This window comes from Winogradskyella sp. SYSU M77433 (genome assembly GCF_029911945.1).
Taxonomy (GTDB): Bacteria; Bacteroidota; Bacteroidia; order Flavobacteriales; family Flavobacteriaceae; genus Winogradskyella.
In genome coordinates, this window is record NZ_JARYTG010000001.1 from 484849 (window position 1) to 504094 (window position 19246).

The 19246-nt window shown below is 32.2% G+C and carries 19 protein-coding genes and 1 tRNA gene; 15 read left to right on the forward strand and 5 right to left on the reverse strand.

The window, feature by feature from the left end:
• The first annotated feature begins 84 nt into the window (after positions 1–84).
• The 4 genes from QGM60_RS02105 (at position 85) to QGM60_RS02120 (ending at position 3110) form a co-directional block, all read left to right on the forward strand.
• Positions 85–252 (forward strand): hypothetical protein, encoded by a 168-nt coding sequence (locus tag QGM60_RS02105; protein ID WP_281138578.1) that lies wholly within the window; start codon positions 85–87, stop codon positions 250–252.
• Positions 253–267: 15 nt separating this feature from the next.
• A complete protein-coding gene (locus tag QGM60_RS02110) occupies positions 268–1392 on the forward strand; it encodes a hypothetical protein (RefSeq protein WP_281138579.1) in 1125 nt (374 codons plus the stop codon).
• A 30-nt stretch (positions 1393–1422) separates the two neighbouring features.
• The gene (locus tag QGM60_RS02115) at positions 1423–2457 is read left to right on the forward strand and encodes a nucleotidyltransferase family protein (protein ID WP_281138580.1); all 1035 of its coding nucleotides are present in this window, start codon (positions 1423–1425) and stop codon (positions 2455–2457) included.
• A gap of 65 nt (positions 2458–2522) precedes the next feature.
• On the forward strand, positions 2523–3110 hold the full coding sequence (locus QGM60_RS02120) for a hypothetical protein (RefSeq protein WP_281138581.1): 588 nt from the start codon (positions 2523–2525) through the stop codon (positions 3108–3110).
• A gap of 56 nt (positions 3111–3166) precedes the next feature.
• Here QGM60_RS02120 and QGM60_RS02125 read toward each other — a convergent pair whose 3' ends face one another.
• Entirely contained in the window at positions 3167–4027 is an 861-nt protein-coding gene (locus tag QGM60_RS02125; RefSeq protein ID WP_281138582.1) for a zinc-dependent peptidase, read from the reverse strand.
• 122 nt (positions 4028–4149) lie between these two features.
• Here QGM60_RS02125 and QGM60_RS02130 point away from each other — a divergent pair, with 122 nt between their 5' ends.
• The 11 genes from QGM60_RS02130 (at position 4150) to QGM60_RS02180 (ending at position 15109) form a co-directional block, all read left to right on the forward strand.
• Positions 4150–4911 carry an SDR family oxidoreductase gene (locus tag QGM60_RS02130; protein ID WP_281138583.1) on the forward strand — a complete coding sequence of 254 codons (762 nt, stop codon included), beginning with the start codon at positions 4150–4152 and terminating at the stop codon, positions 4909–4911.
• A 10-nt stretch (positions 4912–4921) separates the two neighbouring features.
• Positions 4922–5833 (forward strand): response regulator transcription factor, encoded by a 912-nt coding sequence (locus QGM60_RS02135; protein ID WP_281138584.1) that lies wholly within the window; start codon positions 4922–4924, stop codon positions 5831–5833.
• A 114-nt stretch (positions 5834–5947) separates the two neighbouring features.
• A complete protein-coding gene (locus QGM60_RS02140) occupies positions 5948–6571 on the forward strand; it encodes an SMI1/KNR4 family protein (protein WP_281138585.1) in 624 nt (207 codons plus the stop codon).
• Positions 6572–6719: 148 nt separating this feature from the next.
• A complete protein-coding gene (locus tag QGM60_RS02145; RefSeq protein ID WP_281138586.1) occupies positions 6720–7151 on the forward strand; it encodes a hypothetical protein in 432 nt (143 codons plus the stop codon).
• 46 nt (positions 7152–7197) lie between these two features.
• Complete coding sequence (locus QGM60_RS02150; protein ID WP_281138587.1) at positions 7198–7362, forward strand: hypothetical protein; 165 nt, start codon at positions 7198–7200, stop codon at positions 7360–7362.
• Positions 7363–7582: 220 nt separating this feature from the next.
• Positions 7583–7918 carry a hypothetical protein gene (locus QGM60_RS02155; RefSeq protein WP_281138588.1) on the forward strand — a complete coding sequence of 112 codons (336 nt, stop codon included), beginning with the start codon at positions 7583–7585 and terminating at the stop codon, positions 7916–7918.
• Positions 7919–8081: 163 nt separating this feature from the next.
• On the forward strand, positions 8082–9566 hold the full coding sequence (locus QGM60_RS02160) for an AraC family transcriptional regulator (protein WP_281138589.1): 1485 nt from the start codon (positions 8082–8084) through the stop codon (positions 9564–9566).
• On the forward strand, positions 9563–10672 hold the full coding sequence (locus QGM60_RS02165; RefSeq protein ID WP_281138590.1) for a tetratricopeptide repeat protein: 1110 nt from the start codon (positions 9563–9565) through the stop codon (positions 10670–10672). The genes QGM60_RS02160 and QGM60_RS02165 overlap by 4 nt, the downstream gene beginning before the upstream one ends.
• Positions 10673–10863: 191 nt before the next feature.
• Complete coding sequence (locus QGM60_RS02170) at positions 10864–12516, forward strand: ELWxxDGT repeat protein (RefSeq protein WP_281138591.1); 1653 nt, start codon at positions 10864–10866, stop codon at positions 12514–12516.
• 357 nt (positions 12517–12873) lie between these two features.
• Positions 12874–13518: a hypothetical protein gene (locus tag QGM60_RS02175; RefSeq protein ID WP_243472777.1), complete on the forward strand. Its 645-nt coding sequence runs from the start codon at positions 12874–12876 to the stop codon at positions 13516–13518.
• Between the two features lie 1069 nt (positions 13519–14587).
• Positions 14588–15109 (forward strand): hypothetical protein, encoded by a 522-nt coding sequence (locus QGM60_RS02180; protein WP_281138592.1) that lies wholly within the window; start codon positions 14588–14590, stop codon positions 15107–15109.
• A 95-nt stretch (positions 15110–15204) separates the two neighbouring features.
• Here QGM60_RS02180 and QGM60_RS02185 read toward each other — a convergent pair.
• The 4 genes from QGM60_RS02185 to ftsA form a co-directional block, all read right to left on the reverse strand.
• Positions 15205–15278, reverse strand: a tRNA-Arg gene (locus QGM60_RS02185).
• A 36-nt stretch (positions 15279–15314) separates the two neighbouring features.
• Positions 15315–15767, reverse strand: coding sequence for a GatB/YqeY domain-containing protein (locus tag QGM60_RS02190; RefSeq protein WP_281138593.1), 453 nt, complete (start codon positions 15765–15767; stop codon positions 15315–15317).
• A gap of 161 nt (positions 15768–15928) precedes the next feature.
• Positions 15929–17866, reverse strand: a complete 1938-nt coding sequence (gene ftsZ / locus QGM60_RS02195) for a cell division protein FtsZ (RefSeq protein WP_281138594.1) — start codon at positions 17864–17866, stop codon at positions 15929–15931.
• A gap of 49 nt (positions 17867–17915) precedes the next feature.
• Complete coding sequence (gene ftsA / locus QGM60_RS02200; protein WP_281138595.1) at positions 17916–19244, reverse strand: cell division protein FtsA; 1329 nt, start codon at positions 19242–19244, stop codon at positions 17916–17918.
• Between the last annotated feature and the right edge of the window lie 2 nt (positions 19245–19246).

A 19246-nucleotide genomic window follows, 5' to 3' on the forward strand; every position in this document is an offset into this window, starting at 1 on the left:
ATGTAAGTTATTGTAAACCTTTTTCATATTTACTTTAAAAACTGAATTATTTTGTTAAATTTGAATCAAATTTAGGCCATATCCATGAAGAAAGAAAATAACCTAGATAAAATTACTCGTAAAGAAGCTATTAGCAAAATGGGCAAATATGCTGCATTGACCGCTATTGGTACGTTTGTAGTTTTAAATCCTCTTAAGGCAGCTCAATCATCAACACCTCCAGATGATACAGGTGGGAACCCTTTTGATTAATAATCACATTTTGCATTGAATAATAGCCTATCACCAACATATAAAAGAATGTTTGGTGACTTTTGTGTTTTATGGTATCAATCTTCCAATACCTACAGTATTGTTGATTACTCGTTCAATACGATACTGGAACTTTACCTACAGTCTGAAAACATTGAAGACTTTGCCTCCTATCTTCAAAGCGAAAACTTAGACATCAAATCAATTATTGAAACAATCAATAATTATCTTAAGAGTTGCAACACTGTATCTTTTTCAGCTTCTAAAACTTCAATAGATTTTAATAATACCAAAAGAAACTTCAAACGGTTTTACAAAATCAATAAATTGATGATTCAGATAAACTACGATTCTGAATTAGTATTAAAAACAATTCATCCGTCTTTATCTCATCTAGAAATAAAAGAAACAAATGATATTCCTAATACCGTTTTCGATTTTTTTTTACAAGATGGTGAACTCCACTTATTTAAAAATAAAAAATGGGTAATCTCTTCTCCAAAAAGAGCGTATCATATTATACAAGGTAAGTTTGCCATCCAATTACTTTGTAGTATTTACGACCTTGAAGAGGCTGATTGGATTGGTACTTTTCATGGCTCTACAATTACCGATAATGATTCTTCTGTTCTATTTGTTGGAGAATCTGGAAAAGGAAAAAGTACGCTGTGTGCCTTATTATGTGCTTCTGGCTTTAATTTAGTTGCAGACGATGTTTCTCCTTTAAGATCTCAAGATAAATGTATTTATGTTAACCCATCAGCACTTTCAATCAAGGAAGGCTCTTTTGAAGTTCTTAAAACTATAGTACCTAATTTTGATGATGTCCCGATTACAGAATTTAACAAATCTAAGGGGAAAATTAAATACTTAGCATTCACTCCGCCTCAAGAAGATCGTTACCCATGCAAAGCTATAGTTTCTGTAAATTACACTAAAGGTTCCGATACTATTTTAGAAAAGACATCTATAAAGGAGGTTTTAGAAATAATAATTCCTGAATCTTGGATTTCACATAATACCGTTCACGCTAAACAATTTTTACATTGGCTGGAAAATGTAGAATTTTATAAATTACATTACAGTGATAACCAGAGCGTCATTAAAGAAATTTCAAGTTTATTTAAAAGCTTGAAATAAACAAATATTCTTTATCAGAAAAATTAATCTATGGGCAACCTAGCTAAAACTTATAGAATTATTGCAGATATTTTAGCAACTGAGTCTAACGAATCTAGTTTAGCTATTGAATTTTCCAACCCAAACTTTGATTGGGACAATATTGTTGTAAAAGGTAGTCAACAAGTAGTATTACCTGCAATCTGTTGCAGATTAAAAGAAAAAGAGCTTCTATCCTATCTACCTGAACAGCTACAAAACTATTTAGAATATATAACAACCATAAACAGAAATAGGAACATAACTTTATTAAGGCAGATAAAATCAATTTCTCAAATTTTAAATCAGAATAGTATTGAACATGTTTTCTTAAAAGGTGCTGCTTTATTAGCTTCAGGATGTTATAAAGACAATGCTGAACGCATGGTTGGTGACATAGATATTTTAGTAAAAAAAAATCAAGTATTAGAAGCTTTTGATTTATTAAAAAACAATGGATACAATAAAACCTCTGGTTTTGCTTACGACAATAAAGATTTTAGGCACCTAGACAGATTAATTTCAGAAAAAGAGCTTGCTGCCATAGAGTTACATAGTGAGTTGCTAGAAAATCCTAATAGAGATTTGATAGACTTAGATTCTGTCTTTAACAGTAAAAAAATAGTAAACAACATCACTATTCCAAATGATTACTACATAAATAAACATCAAATTATAGCCTGGCAAACAAATAATTATGGCTATTATTTTAGATCCATAAGTTTCAAATTATTTTATGACAGTATTGTTTTAAATGCTTTTTCTGACAAAGAATTAATATCTGATTTATTTGAAACTAAATTTGGGCAAGGTTACTTAGCTACTGCAAAATTTTATTTTCAAGCTTTCTCGTCTGTAAATTGCAACTCATTTATGGAGTCTTATACCGAAAGTCACAATAATTATGTAGAAAAAAAAATATTTAGAAAAGTTTTAAAACCAGCTAAATACGCTTATTTAAATATAAAGAAGAGGCTGATTTTGATTGCAAACAACGTATCTTACCGAAAACATATCTTAAATTTGAGATTTATTTTTAAGAAATAGCTGATTTTACATAGAATATACTATTTTTGAATCTATTAAAGACGAATTTCTAATTCAGAAAAAATATGAAAAGAACACTTCTCACACTTTTTATTTCTTGCTTTACTTTGATATCTATAGCACAATCTGTAAGATCTATAGATAGAAATGAATGGCTGTTTTCAGTAGGCTTAAATACCGTAAACTCATTAGGAACTCGTAACCCTGTTGAAGGAATTGGGGATTGGGGCTATCGCTTTCCTATAACATTTGGATTTGAAACTAAATGGTTTGATGTCTTTTCTATAGAAGCTGTCTTTAGTGTCAATGGTGTTGCTGCAAACCAAAGATTAGACGCCGCAGGACCACCAAAAGAAGATTTAACTTATGTTGCTATAGATACTAATCTTAAATATTACTTTGGTGAATATATATTCCCAAGGACTGATTGGTTAGATTTTTATGTTGCTGGTGGAGTTGGTCTTTTTGTTTTTGATGACACAAATATGTCTTTCAACTTCGGAGGAGGAGCTACGCTTTGGTTAAACAGAAGAAAAACTATAGGTTTTAAACCTCAAGCAATGGCTAAATTTGGTTTAAACAGTAGTAAAGAAAGTTATGAATATCCTAATAACCATTTCCAATATAGTTTAATGGCTGTATTTGTATTGTAAGATTTCTAAAAAGATATTTGAAAAGCTTCATATTCATTTATGAAGCTTTTTTCTTTTTAGTAGTGAGCAAAGTCAAAATTCAACATTTGTTTTATATAATTATAAAGCTCCGGGAATTGAGTTTTGAATTCTAAGGGAGTCTCTATAAAGTTTTCTAACAAGACTGCAAAAAATTCAAACTGATTTGTATAAGCGTACTCTCTAAAATATCTCGAGGCGATTAATTCTTTCCTTACATCTTCATTATTTTGTAAATACGTAGTGAGGTTTTCAAAACCTATATTAAAAATCATACTACTAATATCATCACCTTTGTAAGCATTAAGGTGAATTGCATGTCCAAACTCATGAATACCCAAATTTAAGTTATCGTCACCTATTTTGTAACCGTGTTTAAAATCTTCCCACGAAAATACAATAGTCTTAAGTTGCGGATTCATTTCACCTTTATGCAAAGTGTCATTAATTTTAGAGTAGTAAGCTTTTGGATATATGATGACATGCTCAATCAAGTCAATTAGATAATCTCTAAATCCAAAAGTTAACATCACAGCTGTTGATGAAATTAAAATTTTCATTTCATCGTTAGGTACAATTCCTTCTCTACCTGTAAAAGTCTTATCGCTTATAAACTTAGATAAGCGATGCCGAAAAATAGTCTTATCTGCTTTAGATAGATTTTGATAAAAAGAAAAGTCAGATTCTAATATAGACCGATGAGCTTCCTCTAACTTGTCTGAAAACACAACTCTATTGATGTAAAAGGGTTTGTATCTTCTTAAGGCATAAAGCTTTTCTATATAAAGAAAGGTTTTATAAAGTACAATAGTTGCGATACCAACAAAAAAAATGACCAACAAAACAAGTTCGGCAATAGGACTAAGTCCTTCGTCTTGAATTAGGGCGAAATATATCATGTCTAAATATAGAATAATTTCATAAAATGTGACTTCTAGATATTGGCTACGGATACTTTGGATTTAGCTACATTTATAAATAAATTAATGTTGAATTTTGAACCAACAAAAAACATTACAACATGAAAAGAAATAAAATTGCTCTAATTACAGGTGGAAGTCGTGGCTTAGGAAAAAATATGGCTTTAAAAATTGCCGAAAAAGGAATTGACGTTGTCATCACTTATCACACTAATAAAACAGCTGCTGATGAGGTTGTATCAAAAATTGAACAGTTGGGTCAGAAAGCTCACGCTTTAAAGCTAGACACAAGTAAGACGGCTACTTTTGATAAATTCTTTGAAGAACTAAAAGATTATTTAGAGAGTAAAACAGGTCATTCTAAATTCGATTTTCTAATCAATAATGCTGGTACAGGCATCTACACTCCATTTACCGAAACGACAGAAGAACAATTAGACGACATGTTTAATATTCATTTTAAAGGAGTTTATTTTTTAACCCAAAAAGCCTTAAATTTCTTGAATGATGAAGCAAGAATCATTAATATCTCATCAGGATTGGCTAGATTTAGCTTTCCTAACTCTTCTGCTTATGCTTCAATGAAAGCTGCTGTAGAAGTGTTTACAAGGTATTTAGCAAAAGAATTAGCACCACGTAAAATACGAGCTAATGTCGTTGCTCCTGGTGCTATAGCCACCGACTTTGGCGGAGGCGAGAATAAAACCAACGAGCAAAAGCGTACTGCGGTTTCTAATGCTACAGCTTTAGGTAGAGTTGGTGAACCAAAAGATATAGGTGGTATTGTAGCCTTTTTATGTACCGAAGATGCTGAGTGGATTAACGGACAACGTATTGAAGCTTCAGGAGGTATTTTCCTTTAAAACAACATTTTTGAAAAAGAACACTATATACAAGATAAAATCCATTAGTGATTTTCATAAAGTCAGAGGCTTATCAAAACCGCAACACCCTTTGATAAGCCTTATCGACTACAAAGCCATGATCCACAAACCAGAATACAACAATATTAGTTGGCTACAAACCTACTACTCTATTGCGTTAAAAAAGGATGTTCCTGGCAAGTACAGATATGGTATACAAGATTATGACTTTGATGATGGCCTAATGTCGTTCTTTGCACCAAACCAAATCCTGAACATTAAGTATGTACCTAACGACACTAATAAAGTCCCTTCGGGTTGGATTCTTCTTATACATCCAGACTTTTTGTGGAATACCAGTTTGGCTACAAAGATAAACAGCTATGATTTTTTCAATTATTCATTAAATGAAGCATTGTTCTTGTCTGAAAAGGAACAAAAAACCATATCCGATTTATTAGAAAATATTAAACAGGAATACCAAGCGAATATTGACAAATTCAGTCAGAATATTATTATTTCTCAAATTGAATTGCTACTTAATTATGCCGAACGCTTTTATGAAAGACAATTCATCACCAGAAAGAAAAATAATCATGAAATTTTGTCTAAGCTAGATGCTATTCTGAACAGCTATTTTGAAAACCAAACCCAATTACCCACCGTACATGCTGTGGCAGACCAACTGCACATCTCACCAAATTACCTGAGTAGTACTTTAAAATCTGTTGTAGGACTCAACACCCAACAATACATACACGAAAAGCTGATTTCTAAAGCTAAGGAAATACTATCTACAACCGAGCTTAGCGTGAGTGAAATAGCGTATCTATTAGGTTTTGAGCACTCCCAATCGTTTAGTAAACTTTTTAAAAACAAAACCAACCTCTCGCCTTCTGAGTTTAGAGCGTCTTTTAATTGATATTAGTTTTAAATTACATTATCTTTTCTTCTAAAAATCATTAGATTAGCTAATGTTAATATAAGTTGGATATAGTTAATGTGTATATCCAATTGTTGTAGCCAATTCGAACAAATGGAAAAAGAAAAAATTCAAACCATTAGGAATAAAATTCATTTAATTGAAAAATACTCAAATCAAAAGTGTAACTTCAATAAGATGGTCAATGAAAAGGAAGTTTTAAAGTTTGAAAATAAATTTGACCTAAAATTACCTAAAGATTATCGTGATTTTATCATACAAGTTGGAAATGGTGGATTTATGAATTTAAATTTTTTAAATATTAACCACTATATTCATCGAGTTAGTAAATCTGATAGAATATCTGAAAAATTCCCACTTAAAAAAGCGCTTATCGATATTAACGAAAATGAAGATTTAGAAGAGCACGTAAATATTGGTGATTATGATTTTTTAAGATTGCAAGAATTGAATTTTGATTTTGATGAATTATATAACGGTCAGATTATATTAAAAAACACTGGTTGTGGCAACTACATATTCTTAGTTATAAAAGGAGCTGAATATGGAAATGTTTGGATTTGGGAATATCCATCAAATGGAGAAATTCTACCATATAACGGAAAAAAATGGAGTGATAGATTTAAATCATTTCAAAGAAAATCTTTTAGTGATTGGTTAATAGAAGAGTTAAATCAATATTTATTAGATAAAAACTGGCTACAACAAGGCGTATAATTAATTGCGGCTGAATTTCCTCGCCAGAAATTCAATCTTATTAATTATCTTTCCGCAACATCGGAAAACGACTCGCGTCCTTTCCCGCAAAAAATCATACACAAATACGTTGTGTGTAATTTAAGCAACCTAACTAAAAACAAAATGAATGGGATTCTTTGGAAATCTATTTGGAAGTAAAAAACTAAAAACGACTGACTCTGATTTTGGAGAAATCGAGAGTTTTAGCACAAGAGGAAATGATGTTGGTTGGCAGGTAAATAAAAAATATTTTAACTCTGACATTGAAATACTCATTGCAGGAAACAAAGACGGAATTGCCGAAAACCAAAAACGGATTTTACTCAATGCTCTGAATAACGAAACGGAAATCAAATCTGAATCGGAAAAGGCTCTTAAGGAACAATATGCAAATGCAGAAATGGAATTTGAATCAATTGAAAAGCATTTTGACCTGAAAGGAATTTCCGTTAGAGACGAAGGATTTGAAATGGCTTTTCAACAAAAAAATGACCCATACTATTTTTTTAATGTTCATTTTGAGAATAACAAACAAGTTGGAGTTTCAATAGATGGTTAGTTTAGATGTAAAACATTATCTCGGAATTTATAAAACCCGACTGCAAATGCAAGAAGAAGGAATTACCAATCCTTCTGACGAAATAAAATTATTAACTAAAACAATCGTGGAGAAATTATCTCAATTACCTCTAACCGAAAAAATTGAATTAGAGAATGGCAAAATGATCGATTCAAAAGGTAATATAATTGTTGTTTTTCCGAGAAATTAAACGAATAAAAACCTCAAACAACATTGGCTATAAACAATTGCTATTACAGGCTTATCCTGAAAATTCCTGCGGAATTTTCAGCTTCGTGTGTACTTGCAAAAGTCCGTGCTAACCCACGAAACTATTCATAGCCGAGACCGTTACCCAACATTTAAAAATGACTAATAAAAAAATAAAATATACCGGAATTACAACAGGGATAATCTTGCTAACTGGATTTTTGTACTATTTTTTATTTGTAAATGACTTTGAAGCCATTGACTTTTCAGCTTGGGAACAAACATACACCAAAATCAAGTTTGATAAAGAAATCTGGAAAACTGATAAGGAGCAAAGATTTACTATGTCAAAAGATCTAATTGATAGTGGAATACTTATTGGAAAAAATTTAATCGAGGTAACGGAATTACTTGGAGAAGATTATATATCAAACTCTGAAAACACAATATCCTATTATCTAGAATTTATTCCGAGTCCAGGTAATTTGGATCCTGACTTATTAAAACTGACTTTTGAGAATGATATGGTAATTGAGGTCATCCAGCACGGAACATAAAAACGTTGGGTAAAAACGTGTATAATTAATTGCTTATTCTCGCCTACTTCTGAAAACCCTGACCTAAATAAAGTGTATATTTGCGATTAGACTGGTTTAAAAATATTGAGGCAATAATTTGCAAAATTCACTTAATTTAAAGTTCTACCCTACTAAACATTTTTTGTTTTTACTAATATGTGTAAGTCTTTTTCTTGCAACAACTAAAATCCATTCGCAATCTGAAGACGACATTTTATTAAACAAAGCTTCTTGGCTACTCTATGACCAACCTCAAGAAGCTATAAAGATTGCAGATTATATAATTAAAAAGACTTCTAGTCCCTCTGAAAAAAATTTGAAAGCTCAGCTTATTTTAGCTGAAAGCGGACTTTTGCTTAGCGACTATAAAACAGCCATAACTTGTTTATTTAATACCAAAGAAGCTCTGGATGTTTTTCCAAATCAAAAACTTAAAAATAAAAACAGCATCTTATTTGCTTCATTATATCGGCAATTAGGCTTATTAGATAAAGCAAAACAAGCACTTGAATTTATACCAAAAGACAAAGACTTAAAAGGGCGGTTTTATTTTGAACAAGGACTTATAGAAGCGAATCTTAAAAATCAAGATAAAGCAACCTCTTGTTTTAATAAAAGTTTAGATGCCTACAAATCCTTACCTCATACGCAACTTTCATCTTGCCTAATCGGTTTATCGAGATTGGCTCTAGCAGAAAACTCTTTAGAGACTTCTGAAAAACTTGACAGTGCCTTTACAGACACATCTTCACCACAACTTCTCAAGCATATCTCTAAAAAATTACAAGCAAAGTTTTTATATGATAAAGAAGCATACAACGAATCCTTAGCCTTATTAACTACATTGATGCCTTTGGAAAATTCAGTTAAAACTACTGAATTAAGAAAGCAACTTTTCGAAATTGCTTCTCGTGATTATTACGCCTTGGGTGATTTTGAAAAATATCTAGACTATGATGAGCAATTTAATGCGCTTGAAGATTCTTTAATTAACATAGAAAAAGAAGCCCATATTGCACTGTATGCCCGAATGCTGAAATATCAAAAAAAGACAGTCAACCAAAAAGGTGAAAGTAATAAAATTAAAGGGATTATAATCCTAACCATATTATCCTTGATAGTAGCCTTTCTTATCTTTTACCGAGTAAGACAGCATGTTTTAGAAAAGAAAAAAACAGGTGGTGATACTGATCATAAATCGAATAACGATCTTGTAAAACCTCAAGAGCATGAAAGTAAAACCATTGTTATTCCTGACGATACAAAATATCAAATTATTCAAAAACTGAATGCTTTTGAAAAAAATATGGAATTTCTAGATGCAAGAATCTCATTAACTTCCATGGCAAAAAAACTAAATACAAACACCAAATATCTTTCTGAAATAATCAATACTGAGAAAGAAGTAAGCTTTACACGTTATATAAATCAACTTCGAATTGATTACATACAGAAAAAATTAGCTGAAGAACCTACCTATCGAAAATATAAAATTAGCTATTTAGCTAAAGAAAGTGGATTTGTGTCTCACAGTACCTTTGCTACTACGTTTAAGTCACACACAGGAGAATCACCAACAGCTTATATCTCAAGACTTCAAAAAAAAGAAAAAAATAACAGGATATGATGCGTCAAAAAATTTACATCATACAATTATTTGTTTTCCTTCTTGGAAATTCCATTTCAGGAATAGCTCAAGAAGACACTAAAAGTATTGATAGCTTATTTAAAGAAGCCTCTTTTTTAGTCTACACACATCCAGAATTATCTATTGAAAAGGGAAACTCTTTATATGAATTAGCTAGAGAAAAAAAATTACCCAAAGTTCAATTACAGGCTCTCATCGTCATAGCAAATGGCCATGCTGCACAAAATCAATATGACAAATCTATTAGCTTCTCTCGTAAAGCTTACGATATAGCATTACAATCTCAGGATTCCATCAATCAAATAAAAACCTTAGCATTCATAGGAAGTCAATACCTCTCAATAGGCATGAATGATGAAGCCTGGATATACTTAGACAAAGCAGATAAGCTTTCTCAAACTGGCTCACTTTCAAAAGATATACAACCGCTTTTGGGGAATATCTTTTTATTGAAAGGAATCAATTATAAACATAATTTAGACTGTGCTTTTGCACAAGATTTTTTTGACCAAGCGATACAAATATTTGTTACGTACCCAGACAGCAATTATTCTAGAGGAAACATTGCCCAAGCTTGGAATCAAAAAGCAACTTGTTATTTACAAATCAAACAGTTGGTTAAAGCTGATTCTAGTTTTATTAAGGCAATAGATTATGGAGAGCAAAACTATTCCAGTGGTATTTTAGCTCATGCCTTTTGGGGACGTGCTCAAATATGTGAACAAAGGCAAGATTTTGAAAGTGCCATGAATTACCTAACCAAAGCCTTGGAATATGTTAGGGAAAACAGTATAAAAAAGCTCGAGCTAGAAATATACAGATCCTTAGCAAAAACTAATTTGCAACTCAATAATCTGGAAGACCATAAACTATATAATGAACGGTTTAGAGAGGTAAAAAAAGAGATTACAGAAACACAGCAAAAATCACTTTTATCCCTACAAAAAAGTATGCTTGATTATGAGGTATCAATAATTGAAAAACAACAAGACAAAACGAAACTTATTTTTATTATTAGTTCTGCCTTATTAATCATTTTTATTGCAGTATTATCATGGAATATCTTAAAAAGATATAAAAAATAAGCATTTCTTAACCTAAAGCTAAAAATTCTTCTGTGTTTTCACTTCCTAAACACAAACAATTGACCTACAAATATTTAAGCATCCTTTTATATTTTCTAAAACTTGAAATTTTACCGAATACAAAAAAGCAAGTTCTTGATTAGGCTCTTTAATTAGGTACTTTTGGTCAGAACTATAACTACAAATAATTTATGAAAAGCAAAATTACTTTTTTCACAATTTTAATCACTTTTATATCATTTTTAAATGCTCAAGAAGGAGTGAACTTAGAACTGGTTAAGGATATTAATATTTCAGGAAATTCTGAACCAGGTTCCTTCATTGATCTGCAAGGGAGTTTAATATTTGTTGCCACTGATGTAGATCACGGAAGGGAGTTATGGATATCTGACGGTACTGAGGGAGGAACTCAACTTTTGAAGGATATTAGGACAGGTACAGCAAGTTCTAATCCTTCGCAGTTAACTTTATATGGTAACCATGTAATTTTCACAGCTCAAACTGATGAAGAAGGTAATGAAGTTTGGATAACGGATGGTACTGAAGCAGGAACCGTGATACTAAGTGATATCAGACCAGGAACAGCTAGTTCTTTTGCCTTTGAGTTTACTGAGTATAACAATGCTATTTTCTTTAGAGCTAATAATGGTTCTGAAGGTACAGAATTATGGAAAACAGATGGTACAACAAGTGGAACTGTGATGGTAAGTGATATCAGAAACGGACAGTCTGGATCAAACCCTACAGCTTTTGTAGTATATAATGGTCTACTTTATTTTAGAGCTAATGACGGATTTGATCCTGGCCAACATGGTTTTGAATTATGGGTTTCAGATGGTACCGATTCTGGCACATCACTATTTATGGATATCAACCCAAATGGTAATAGCAACCCTCAAACCTTTTATGTATTTGATAATATGCTCTACTTTGTTGCAGATGATGGCACTAATGGTATAGAACTATGGCATACAGACGGAACTATGGCAGGTACTCAAATAGTTAGTGATATTAATCCTAATGGTAATTCGTTGCCTAGTTATTTATATGCAGCTAATAATGAGTTATTTTTTACTGCCTACACACAAGATTCAGGAAGAGAACTATGGAAAACAGATGGTACAGAAGCAGGTACAGTACTTGTTAAAGATGTTAGCCCAGGTACTGGTGATGGTATGTTTACTCAATTTAGTATCATTGAATACCAAAACAATGTCTATTTCACAGGTGTTGATGGGGTACATGGTGCAGAGATATGGGTTACAGATGGAACTGAAAGTGGCACCCATGTTTTTAAAGATATTTTTGCAGGTAGTGAGTATAGTATTTCATATGCAGGAAGAGTCGATTTCCAAATCTATAACGGGTTATTGGTATTCAGAGCTATGGATGATTTAGTTAATGGTTATCAATTATGGCTGAGTGATGGTACTATAGACGGAACTCAAGAGTTTATACCTGATTCTGTAGAAAACCCAAATGCATTATGGTTAACCCCTGGGTTTACCGTTATGGGTGACTCGTTATATTTCCAAGCCAATTTTGACGGAGCTTATGGCTCAGAATTGTACAAGCTTACATATACAGAAAACTTAAGTACAGAAGAGTTTAGCGCAACTAATTTTGAAGTCTTCCCTAACCCTACAACAGACTATGTAACGATATCTTCAGTAAATGAAGATTTACAGAGTGTTGAAGTATACAATACCTTAGGAAAACAAATTTTTAATATAGTCCCTTCTCAACAAAGAATAGATTTATCTCAATGCAATCCAGGTATATATTTCCTAAGGCTTACAAGTACATCTGGAAATTATATGATTAAGAAAATCATCAAAAACTAACTTTCACTTTCAACTAAAAGTTTAGTATTGAAAAGCCTTGTTTTTAAAACAAGGCTTTTTTTAATGCTAGTCAATGGCTTATTTAATTTTAATCAGCAAGGAAAAAACCTATACAACCAAGATTACCTTAAGCTAAATAACATAATATTAAGTTTTGTGCACTCACAATAGTTTAGTAAACTTTTTAAAGACAAAACCAACCACTCACCTTCTGAGTTTAGAGCGTTTTTTAATTGATATTAGTCTTGAATTACATTACCTTTTTCTCTAAAAATCATTAGATTAGCTAATATTAACATAAGTTGGATATAGTTAATGTGTATATTCAATAGTTATGTGCAATACTGAAAAGAACTTATGAAAAAAATTTTAGTCCCTGTTTTTCTAATGACAACACTGATTTCAATTGGACAAAGTGTTTACAGAAAAGACGCTGACCTGAAAAAACAGAATGGAATCAAGCAAACTGACATCTATATGCTAGATAAATCGAAATCAACTAATGCGATTTTGTTCCAGTCAAACCTTTATGACAGAAATGGTCGAACAATAGATACAAAAAGCTATACTCTTGATGGAAAATTGGATTCTCATTCAAAATTTGAATATCCAAATGACACAATTAGAATCAAGATTTCAGTTGACTCAACCCAAACAGAATTAAAACGGATTGAACAAAAATTTGACTTATCTGATAAGAAAAGAGAAGCACAAAAAAATAAGAATCGGAATTTTGAATACGAATATGATTCCAGAGGCAACGCAACAAAAATCTACAGAATAGTAGGAAACGAAAAATCCTTGTTAACTGAAAAAGAATATAATCAAAATAATTATCTGACAAGAGAAGGAGCTTTCTCGTTTAGGTCAGATGGAACTAAAAGATGGAAAGTTAGAATTTACGAACGAGATGAATCTGACAACATTTTACGGATTACTACAATGGACGAAAGTGAAATTGAAAATGTTGTAATATATGTTCACAAAAAGTACAGCACATAACAACGGCTATAGTTCATTGCTTCTGACTTTCCTCTCGGAAAGTCCTCGCAAATTTGCTATCTTCGGTTTACGGCAGAAAATCCTAGCGGATTTTTACGTAATGAAACCATAGCCAAACCGTTACATATCATTTGAGAAACTAATGACAATTAGAAAAATCACTCTCTTAATATTTACAATTTTTCTCATTTCTTGTTCCAACAAAAAACTGATTAGATACGAATTCAAGAACTCTGAAATTGAACTGAATTGGTTTTTTTATAGTTATTTATCAAACACAAGTTCCGATTTTATCGAAGTTAAATGTGATGATTATTTTATTACAATTTTTGAGTCTCAGCACGGATTGATGAAAGTGAAAGTCGAAGATAAAACAATAATAATATCTCATCTAAAATCTAACGGAATTCAACCTAAATTAAAGCGTACAAAAATGTTTGCGGATATAAAATTGAATATCAAGAAGTTTCCTCTCACGATATCTATCAAGAATATTTGAATGAAAAAAGTAATGAAAACAAATAAAAAAAGTATAGCAATATGTAACTATAGCGGATTCGACTTACCTTAGATTACGTTAGATACGAAGCTCTCTAATACACTAGTAATAGTTAACGTCTGTACTTTACCGAAAAAATATTAAATTTTAATCCCTAACGAACGGTTATACTAGACCGTTAGCCTCAATATGAATAAAGTGTCATTTATAAAACGAATTACAATATTATTGAGCTTTTCTATTTTACTACTTCTGACCTGTATATCGATTACTATATATGAGTTATTGAACTCTAATCCTGTAACGGATGACCTTAATTACGGAATTATGGCTCTAATTTTTATTGGTCTTTCTGGACTATTCGGAATTATAATTGATTTCATATTGTACAAATTCATAAAAAACAAATGGATCCTAAATATAATCGGACTAATAATTGTTCTATGCTTTATCTATTATTGGTATTAAATTGAGTTAAATTCTGAAGGTAACAACTCATATAATGCGTAAACAAACTGTTAACTAAAATATGAAAAAAAACATTTAACTTTTTTAATTGGATTTTTTATCTTGATTACTTCTTGCTATCAAGCAGAAAAGAAAGAACGCACCCAACTAAAAAAAAATGAACCTATTATTCAGGAAATTATTGTAGAATCTAGTGAATTTGAAGAAAAAGAAAGCCCTCAATTCATAGAAAACGATAGTATAATTCATCTCTGGGAATCTGAATTAAAATCATTGACAAAAGAATACAGCAATTTCGTAGTTAAAACGGAATTAATTGAAAATGACCACGATAATACTCAAATAGACACTATAAGAACTTTAACTTTTGACAAATCAAAAATAGTAGTTTATTCAACGACCGGATTTTATGCTGTTTGGACAGCAGACATAAAAAATTCGGAATTACCAATATGGAACTATGTAAAAGTCGGAATGAAAAAACACCAATTGGAAAAAACCCTAGCAACTAGATTAAAATCTGACACAATAAAATTTGGGAACTTAGAACAGACATCACTTTTTGAATTTTATTTTAGTAATGAAGAGTTAAAACAAGTGAAATTTGAGGGATATATTGATTAAAAATTCTGAAATAATATTTTATAAAACTACTCACAAAAAAACCACCAAAACTCATCTCAAAACAAGTCTTAGTGGCTTAAATAATTATGTATTTGTGACCGCGGAGGGATTCGAACCCCCAACCCTCAGAGCCGAAATCTGATATTCTATCCAGTTGAACTACGCAGCCTTTACTTCCTGAAAAAGCAGGAATTTATCACTTTAATTAAGACATTAATTTTGCCTTAACTATAGAAGATATTGTTTTTCCATCAGCTTGCCCAGCTAATTCTTGGCTTACAATGCCCATTACTTTACCCATATCCTTCATACCTTCTGCACCAACTTGGTCTATAGTCATTACCACAACTTTTTCTATTTCCTCTTCACTCAACGCCTCTGGTAAAAACTGGCTTATAACTTCAGCTTGGTCTAATTCTGGTTGCGCTAAATCTTCACGTTTTTGCTCTAAAAATATGGCTGCACTATCTTTACGTTGCTTTACCATTTTAGACAAAATCTTTATCTCTTGTTCTTCGGTAAGCTCATCTCCACCATCTGAAGCTGTTTTAGCTAATAATATTTCAGATTTTACAGCCCTTAATGCCGCTAAAGCTGTTTGATTTTTTTCTTTCATGGCTACTTTCATAGCGCTCATAACATCATCTTGTAAACTCATAGTTTGTTATTTTAATAGAAGTGCGAAGATACTAAAAGTTTCACTGTTTTAAGCTAGAAATCTAGCCTGTAAACTCAAAATACCATAAACAAAAAGCCCAAATAGTTGGAGGGACTTTTTGGGCTTTGACTGGTGTTTTAACACTTAACTTAAACTTGCTATTAATCTACGTTGTCGTGTAAAAATGAATTGTTACTTCTTAATTGAATATCGTCATTTTCATCAGTATTGACAGACATTCTAGAAGAGTTAGTTTCTGAGGAATGTTGAGCATCCTCCAAGTTTACACCTTGTCTTTTGTAAGCAGGTTCCTTTTCAATTTCATCTATTTTAGCGTTGTTAAACTTATAGTTGAAATCTTTCATTTTTCTTCTGCGCTCATCTGCACGAGCTATTAATAATTCTGAAATTGGAGAGTTTAAAGGATCTATCTCACCTTCCTTCATCACTTCAGTATCATCTTTTGGTAATACTTTCTTTTCAAAAACAACTTCTTCCTTAACTTCTGTTTTTTCAGCTTTAGTGTTTAAAGACGATTCAAAGGTTTCAAATTCATCTAAAGTATAGCGTTTTTCGCCTTGCTCATTCACTTGCGTTACAGAAATAATTTCTACAGGCTCATTAACATCTATATCATTAATATCTTCGTCTAAGCTAAAGAACATCTTTTCTTCTTTAGATTCTGGCGCTTCAACTTCTTCAATAGTCTGATTGGTTAAAGGCAAATCGAAAGTCAATGTGATTTGCTCTTCTGGCTCTATTTCTATCTCTTCAGCCTTATTTACGATTGGTGTAATAATAAAATCTTCTGAATCGTCTACAAGTGGCTTAGCATCTATAACTTCATCATATACAACACTCATATTTTTAATGAAATCTGTTGTAGGAATGATGTCTGAATCATTATCGTTTTTACTTGAAGCTATTGTCTCATTAGTATCTTCTTCATCTAGTAATGTATGACGCACTACTGGATTTTTATTCTCATCTTCCAAAACAATATCTGGAGTGATAATCGCTGGCTCTTTATCTTTTGTGCTGATATCCTCATCCGAAGATTCACCTAAAGCATGGATTACTTTTTTTGCTTCAGTATTTGAAATTTCATTTTGCTGATCTAGATTAAAACCCGTTGCTATAATGGTAACAGAAATAGATTCTTGTAAAGATTCGTCTTCACCAACACCCATAATAATGTTAGCACCATGACCAGCTTCATTTTGAATATGATCGTTGATTTCACCTATCTCATCAATAGTGATTTCCTGAGAACCAGAAACGATTAACAACAATACATTTTTAGCTCCAGTAATTTTATTATCGTTTAATAATGGTGAATCTAAAGCTTTCATAATAGCTTCTTGCGCTCTAGTTTGACCAGAAGCAACTGCCGATCCCATAATGGCAGTTCCACTATTACTTAAAACAGTTTTAGCATCACGTAAATCGATGTTTTGTGTATAGTGATGTGTAATAACCTCGGCTATACCTCTAGAAGCTGTAGCTAAAACTTCGTCTGCTTTTGAGAAACCAGCTTTAAAACCAAGGTTACCATAAACTTCACGAAGTTTATTATTATTAATAACGATTAAAGAATCTACATGCTGACGTAAGTTTTCTATACCACGTTGAGCTTGTTCGTTTCGCATTTTACCTTCAAACTGAAAAGGCATTGTGACGATACCAACGGTAAGAACATCTAATTCCTTAGACATCTTAGCAATGACTGGTGCAGCACCTGTTCCTGTACCACCACCCATTCCGGCAGTAATAAATACCATTTTGGTATTGGTATCTAACATTCTGCGAATATCTTCTAAACTCTCAACAGCAGCTTGTTCACCAACATCTGGGTTAGCACCTGCACCTAATCCTTCGGTTAAGTTGACTCCTAGTTGAATTTTGTTTGGAACACCACTGTTTTGAAGTGCTTGCGCATCTGTATTACAGATTACAAAATCCACTCCTTTGATACCTTGCAAAAACATGTGATTGATGGCATTACTACCACCTCCACCGACACCAATAACTTTGATGACGTTAGATTGGTTTTTTGGCAAGTCAAATGAAATATTTCCAAATTCGTTACTACTACTCATACTATCTGTGATTATGGGATTTTATTTGTCTTAATTAATTTCTATTTTATTATTCTGCGTTGTCTAAAAATTCTTTGACACGCTCTGTCAATTTATCTAAAAATGAACGTCGTTCTTTTTTAGGTTCTTCAATTATTTGTTCTGCTTCTGGCTCTGTTGTTTCTTCAGCAGCATTTTCAATTTCTATTTCTTCAATTTCTTCAGCTTTCTTACGATCTTGGCGCTTAAGGCCATCCATAACTAAACCTACTGCTGTAGCAAAAAGCGGGCTTGCAATATCCTCATCACTATCACCAGCCAAATGCTCATTAGGATACCCTATTCTGGTATCCATTCCTGTGATATATTCTACTAATTGCTTAAGGTGTTTTAATTGGCTTCCACCACCTGTTAAAACAATACCAGCTATCAATTTTTTCTTTTGCTCTTCGTGTCCGTAGTTTTTAATCTCTACGTAAACTTGCTCTATAATTTCCACGACTCTAGCATGAATAATTTTAGATAAATTTTTCAGTGTTATTTCTTTTGGCTCTCTTCCACGTAACCCTGGAATTGAAACAATCTCATTGTCTTTATTTTCACCTGGCCAAGCAGAGCCAAATTTTATCTTCAGTAATTCAGCTTGCTTTTCAATGATAGAACAACCTTCTTTAATATCTTCAGTGATAACATTACCACCAAAAGGAATTACCGCTGTATGGCGAATAATACCATCTTTGAACACCGCTAAATCTGTTGTACCACCACCTATATCAATTAATGCAACACCAGCTTCTTTCTCTTCCTGACTCAATACTGCATTTGCCGATGCTAAAGGCTCTAAAGTGATGCCTTCTAGCTCTAAACCAGAACTTTTGACACAACGTCCAATATTTCGAATTGATGACACCTGACCTACAACCACATGGAAATTGGCTTCTAAACGTCCACCATACATTCCGATTGGCTCTTTTATTTCTGCTTGTCCATCAACCTTAAATTCTTGTGGCAACACATGGATGATTTCTTCACCTGGAAGCATCACCAATTTATGAACTTGATTGATTAAACGATCAATATCAGTTTCGTCAATAACCAACTCAGAATTTGCGCGCGTGATATAGTCGCTATGTTGCAAACTGCGAATATGCTGACCTGCAATACCAACTGTGACATCTTCAATTTTTTCTGAAGCTGCCGCTTCAGCCTCTTGTACCGCTTGCTGAATAGATTGAATGGTTTGAGTAATATTGTTTACCACACCACGATGCACACCCAAGCTTTTGGATTTACCTACACCTAAAATCTCAACCTTACCATACTCGTTTTTGCGACCAATCATGGCCACAATCTTTGTAGTTCCTATATCTAAACCAACCGAAATATTATGCTTTTCCATAG

Excerpts from the sequence above, each read along its gene's own strand:
- QGM60_RS02105 (WP_281138578.1), top strand. The coding sequence starts at position 85 with ATGAAGAAAGAAAATAACCTAGATAAAATTACTCGTAAAGAAGCTATT.
- QGM60_RS02150 (WP_281138587.1), top strand. The coding sequence starts at position 7,198 with ATGCAAGAAGAAGGAATTACCAATCCTTCTGACGAAATAAAATTATTA.
- QGM60_RS02165 (WP_281138590.1), top strand. The coding sequence starts at position 9,563 with ATGATGCGTCAAAAAATTTACATCATACAATTATTTGTTTTCCTTCTT.
- QGM60_RS02190 (WP_281138593.1), bottom strand. The coding sequence starts at position 15,767 with ATGAGTTTACAAGATGATGTTATGAGCGCTATGAAAGTAGCCATGAAA.
- ftsA (WP_281138595.1), bottom strand. The coding sequence starts at position 19,244 with ATGGAAAAGCATAATATTTCGGTTGGTTTAGATATAGGAACTACAAAG.
- QGM60_RS02140 (WP_281138585.1), top strand. The coding sequence starts at position 5,948 with ATGGAAAAAGAAAAAATTCAAACCATTAGGAATAAAATTCATTTAATT.
- QGM60_RS02130 (WP_281138583.1), top strand. The coding sequence starts at position 4,150 with ATGAAAAGAAATAAAATTGCTCTAATTACAGGTGGAAGTCGTGGCTTA.
- ftsZ (WP_281138594.1), bottom strand. The coding sequence starts at position 17,866 with ATGAGTAGTAGTAACGAATTTGGAAATATTTCATTTGACTTGCCAAAA.
- QGM60_RS02145 (WP_281138586.1), top strand. The coding sequence starts at position 6,720 with ATGGGATTCTTTGGAAATCTATTTGGAAGTAAAAAACTAAAAACGACT.
- QGM60_RS02115 (WP_281138580.1), top strand. The coding sequence starts at position 1,423 with ATGGGCAACCTAGCTAAAACTTATAGAATTATTGCAGATATTTTAGCA.
- QGM60_RS02175 (WP_243472777.1), top strand. The coding sequence starts at position 12,874 with ATGAAAAAAATTTTAGTCCCTGTTTTTCTAATGACAACACTGATTTCA.
- QGM60_RS02120 (WP_281138581.1), top strand. The coding sequence starts at position 2,523 with ATGAAAAGAACACTTCTCACACTTTTTATTTCTTGCTTTACTTTGATA.
- QGM60_RS02170 (WP_281138591.1), top strand. The coding sequence starts at position 10,864 with ATGAAAAGCAAAATTACTTTTTTCACAATTTTAATCACTTTTATATCA.
- QGM60_RS02125 (WP_281138582.1), bottom strand. The coding sequence starts at position 4,027 with ATGATATATTTCGCCCTAATTCAAGACGAAGGACTTAGTCCTATTGCC.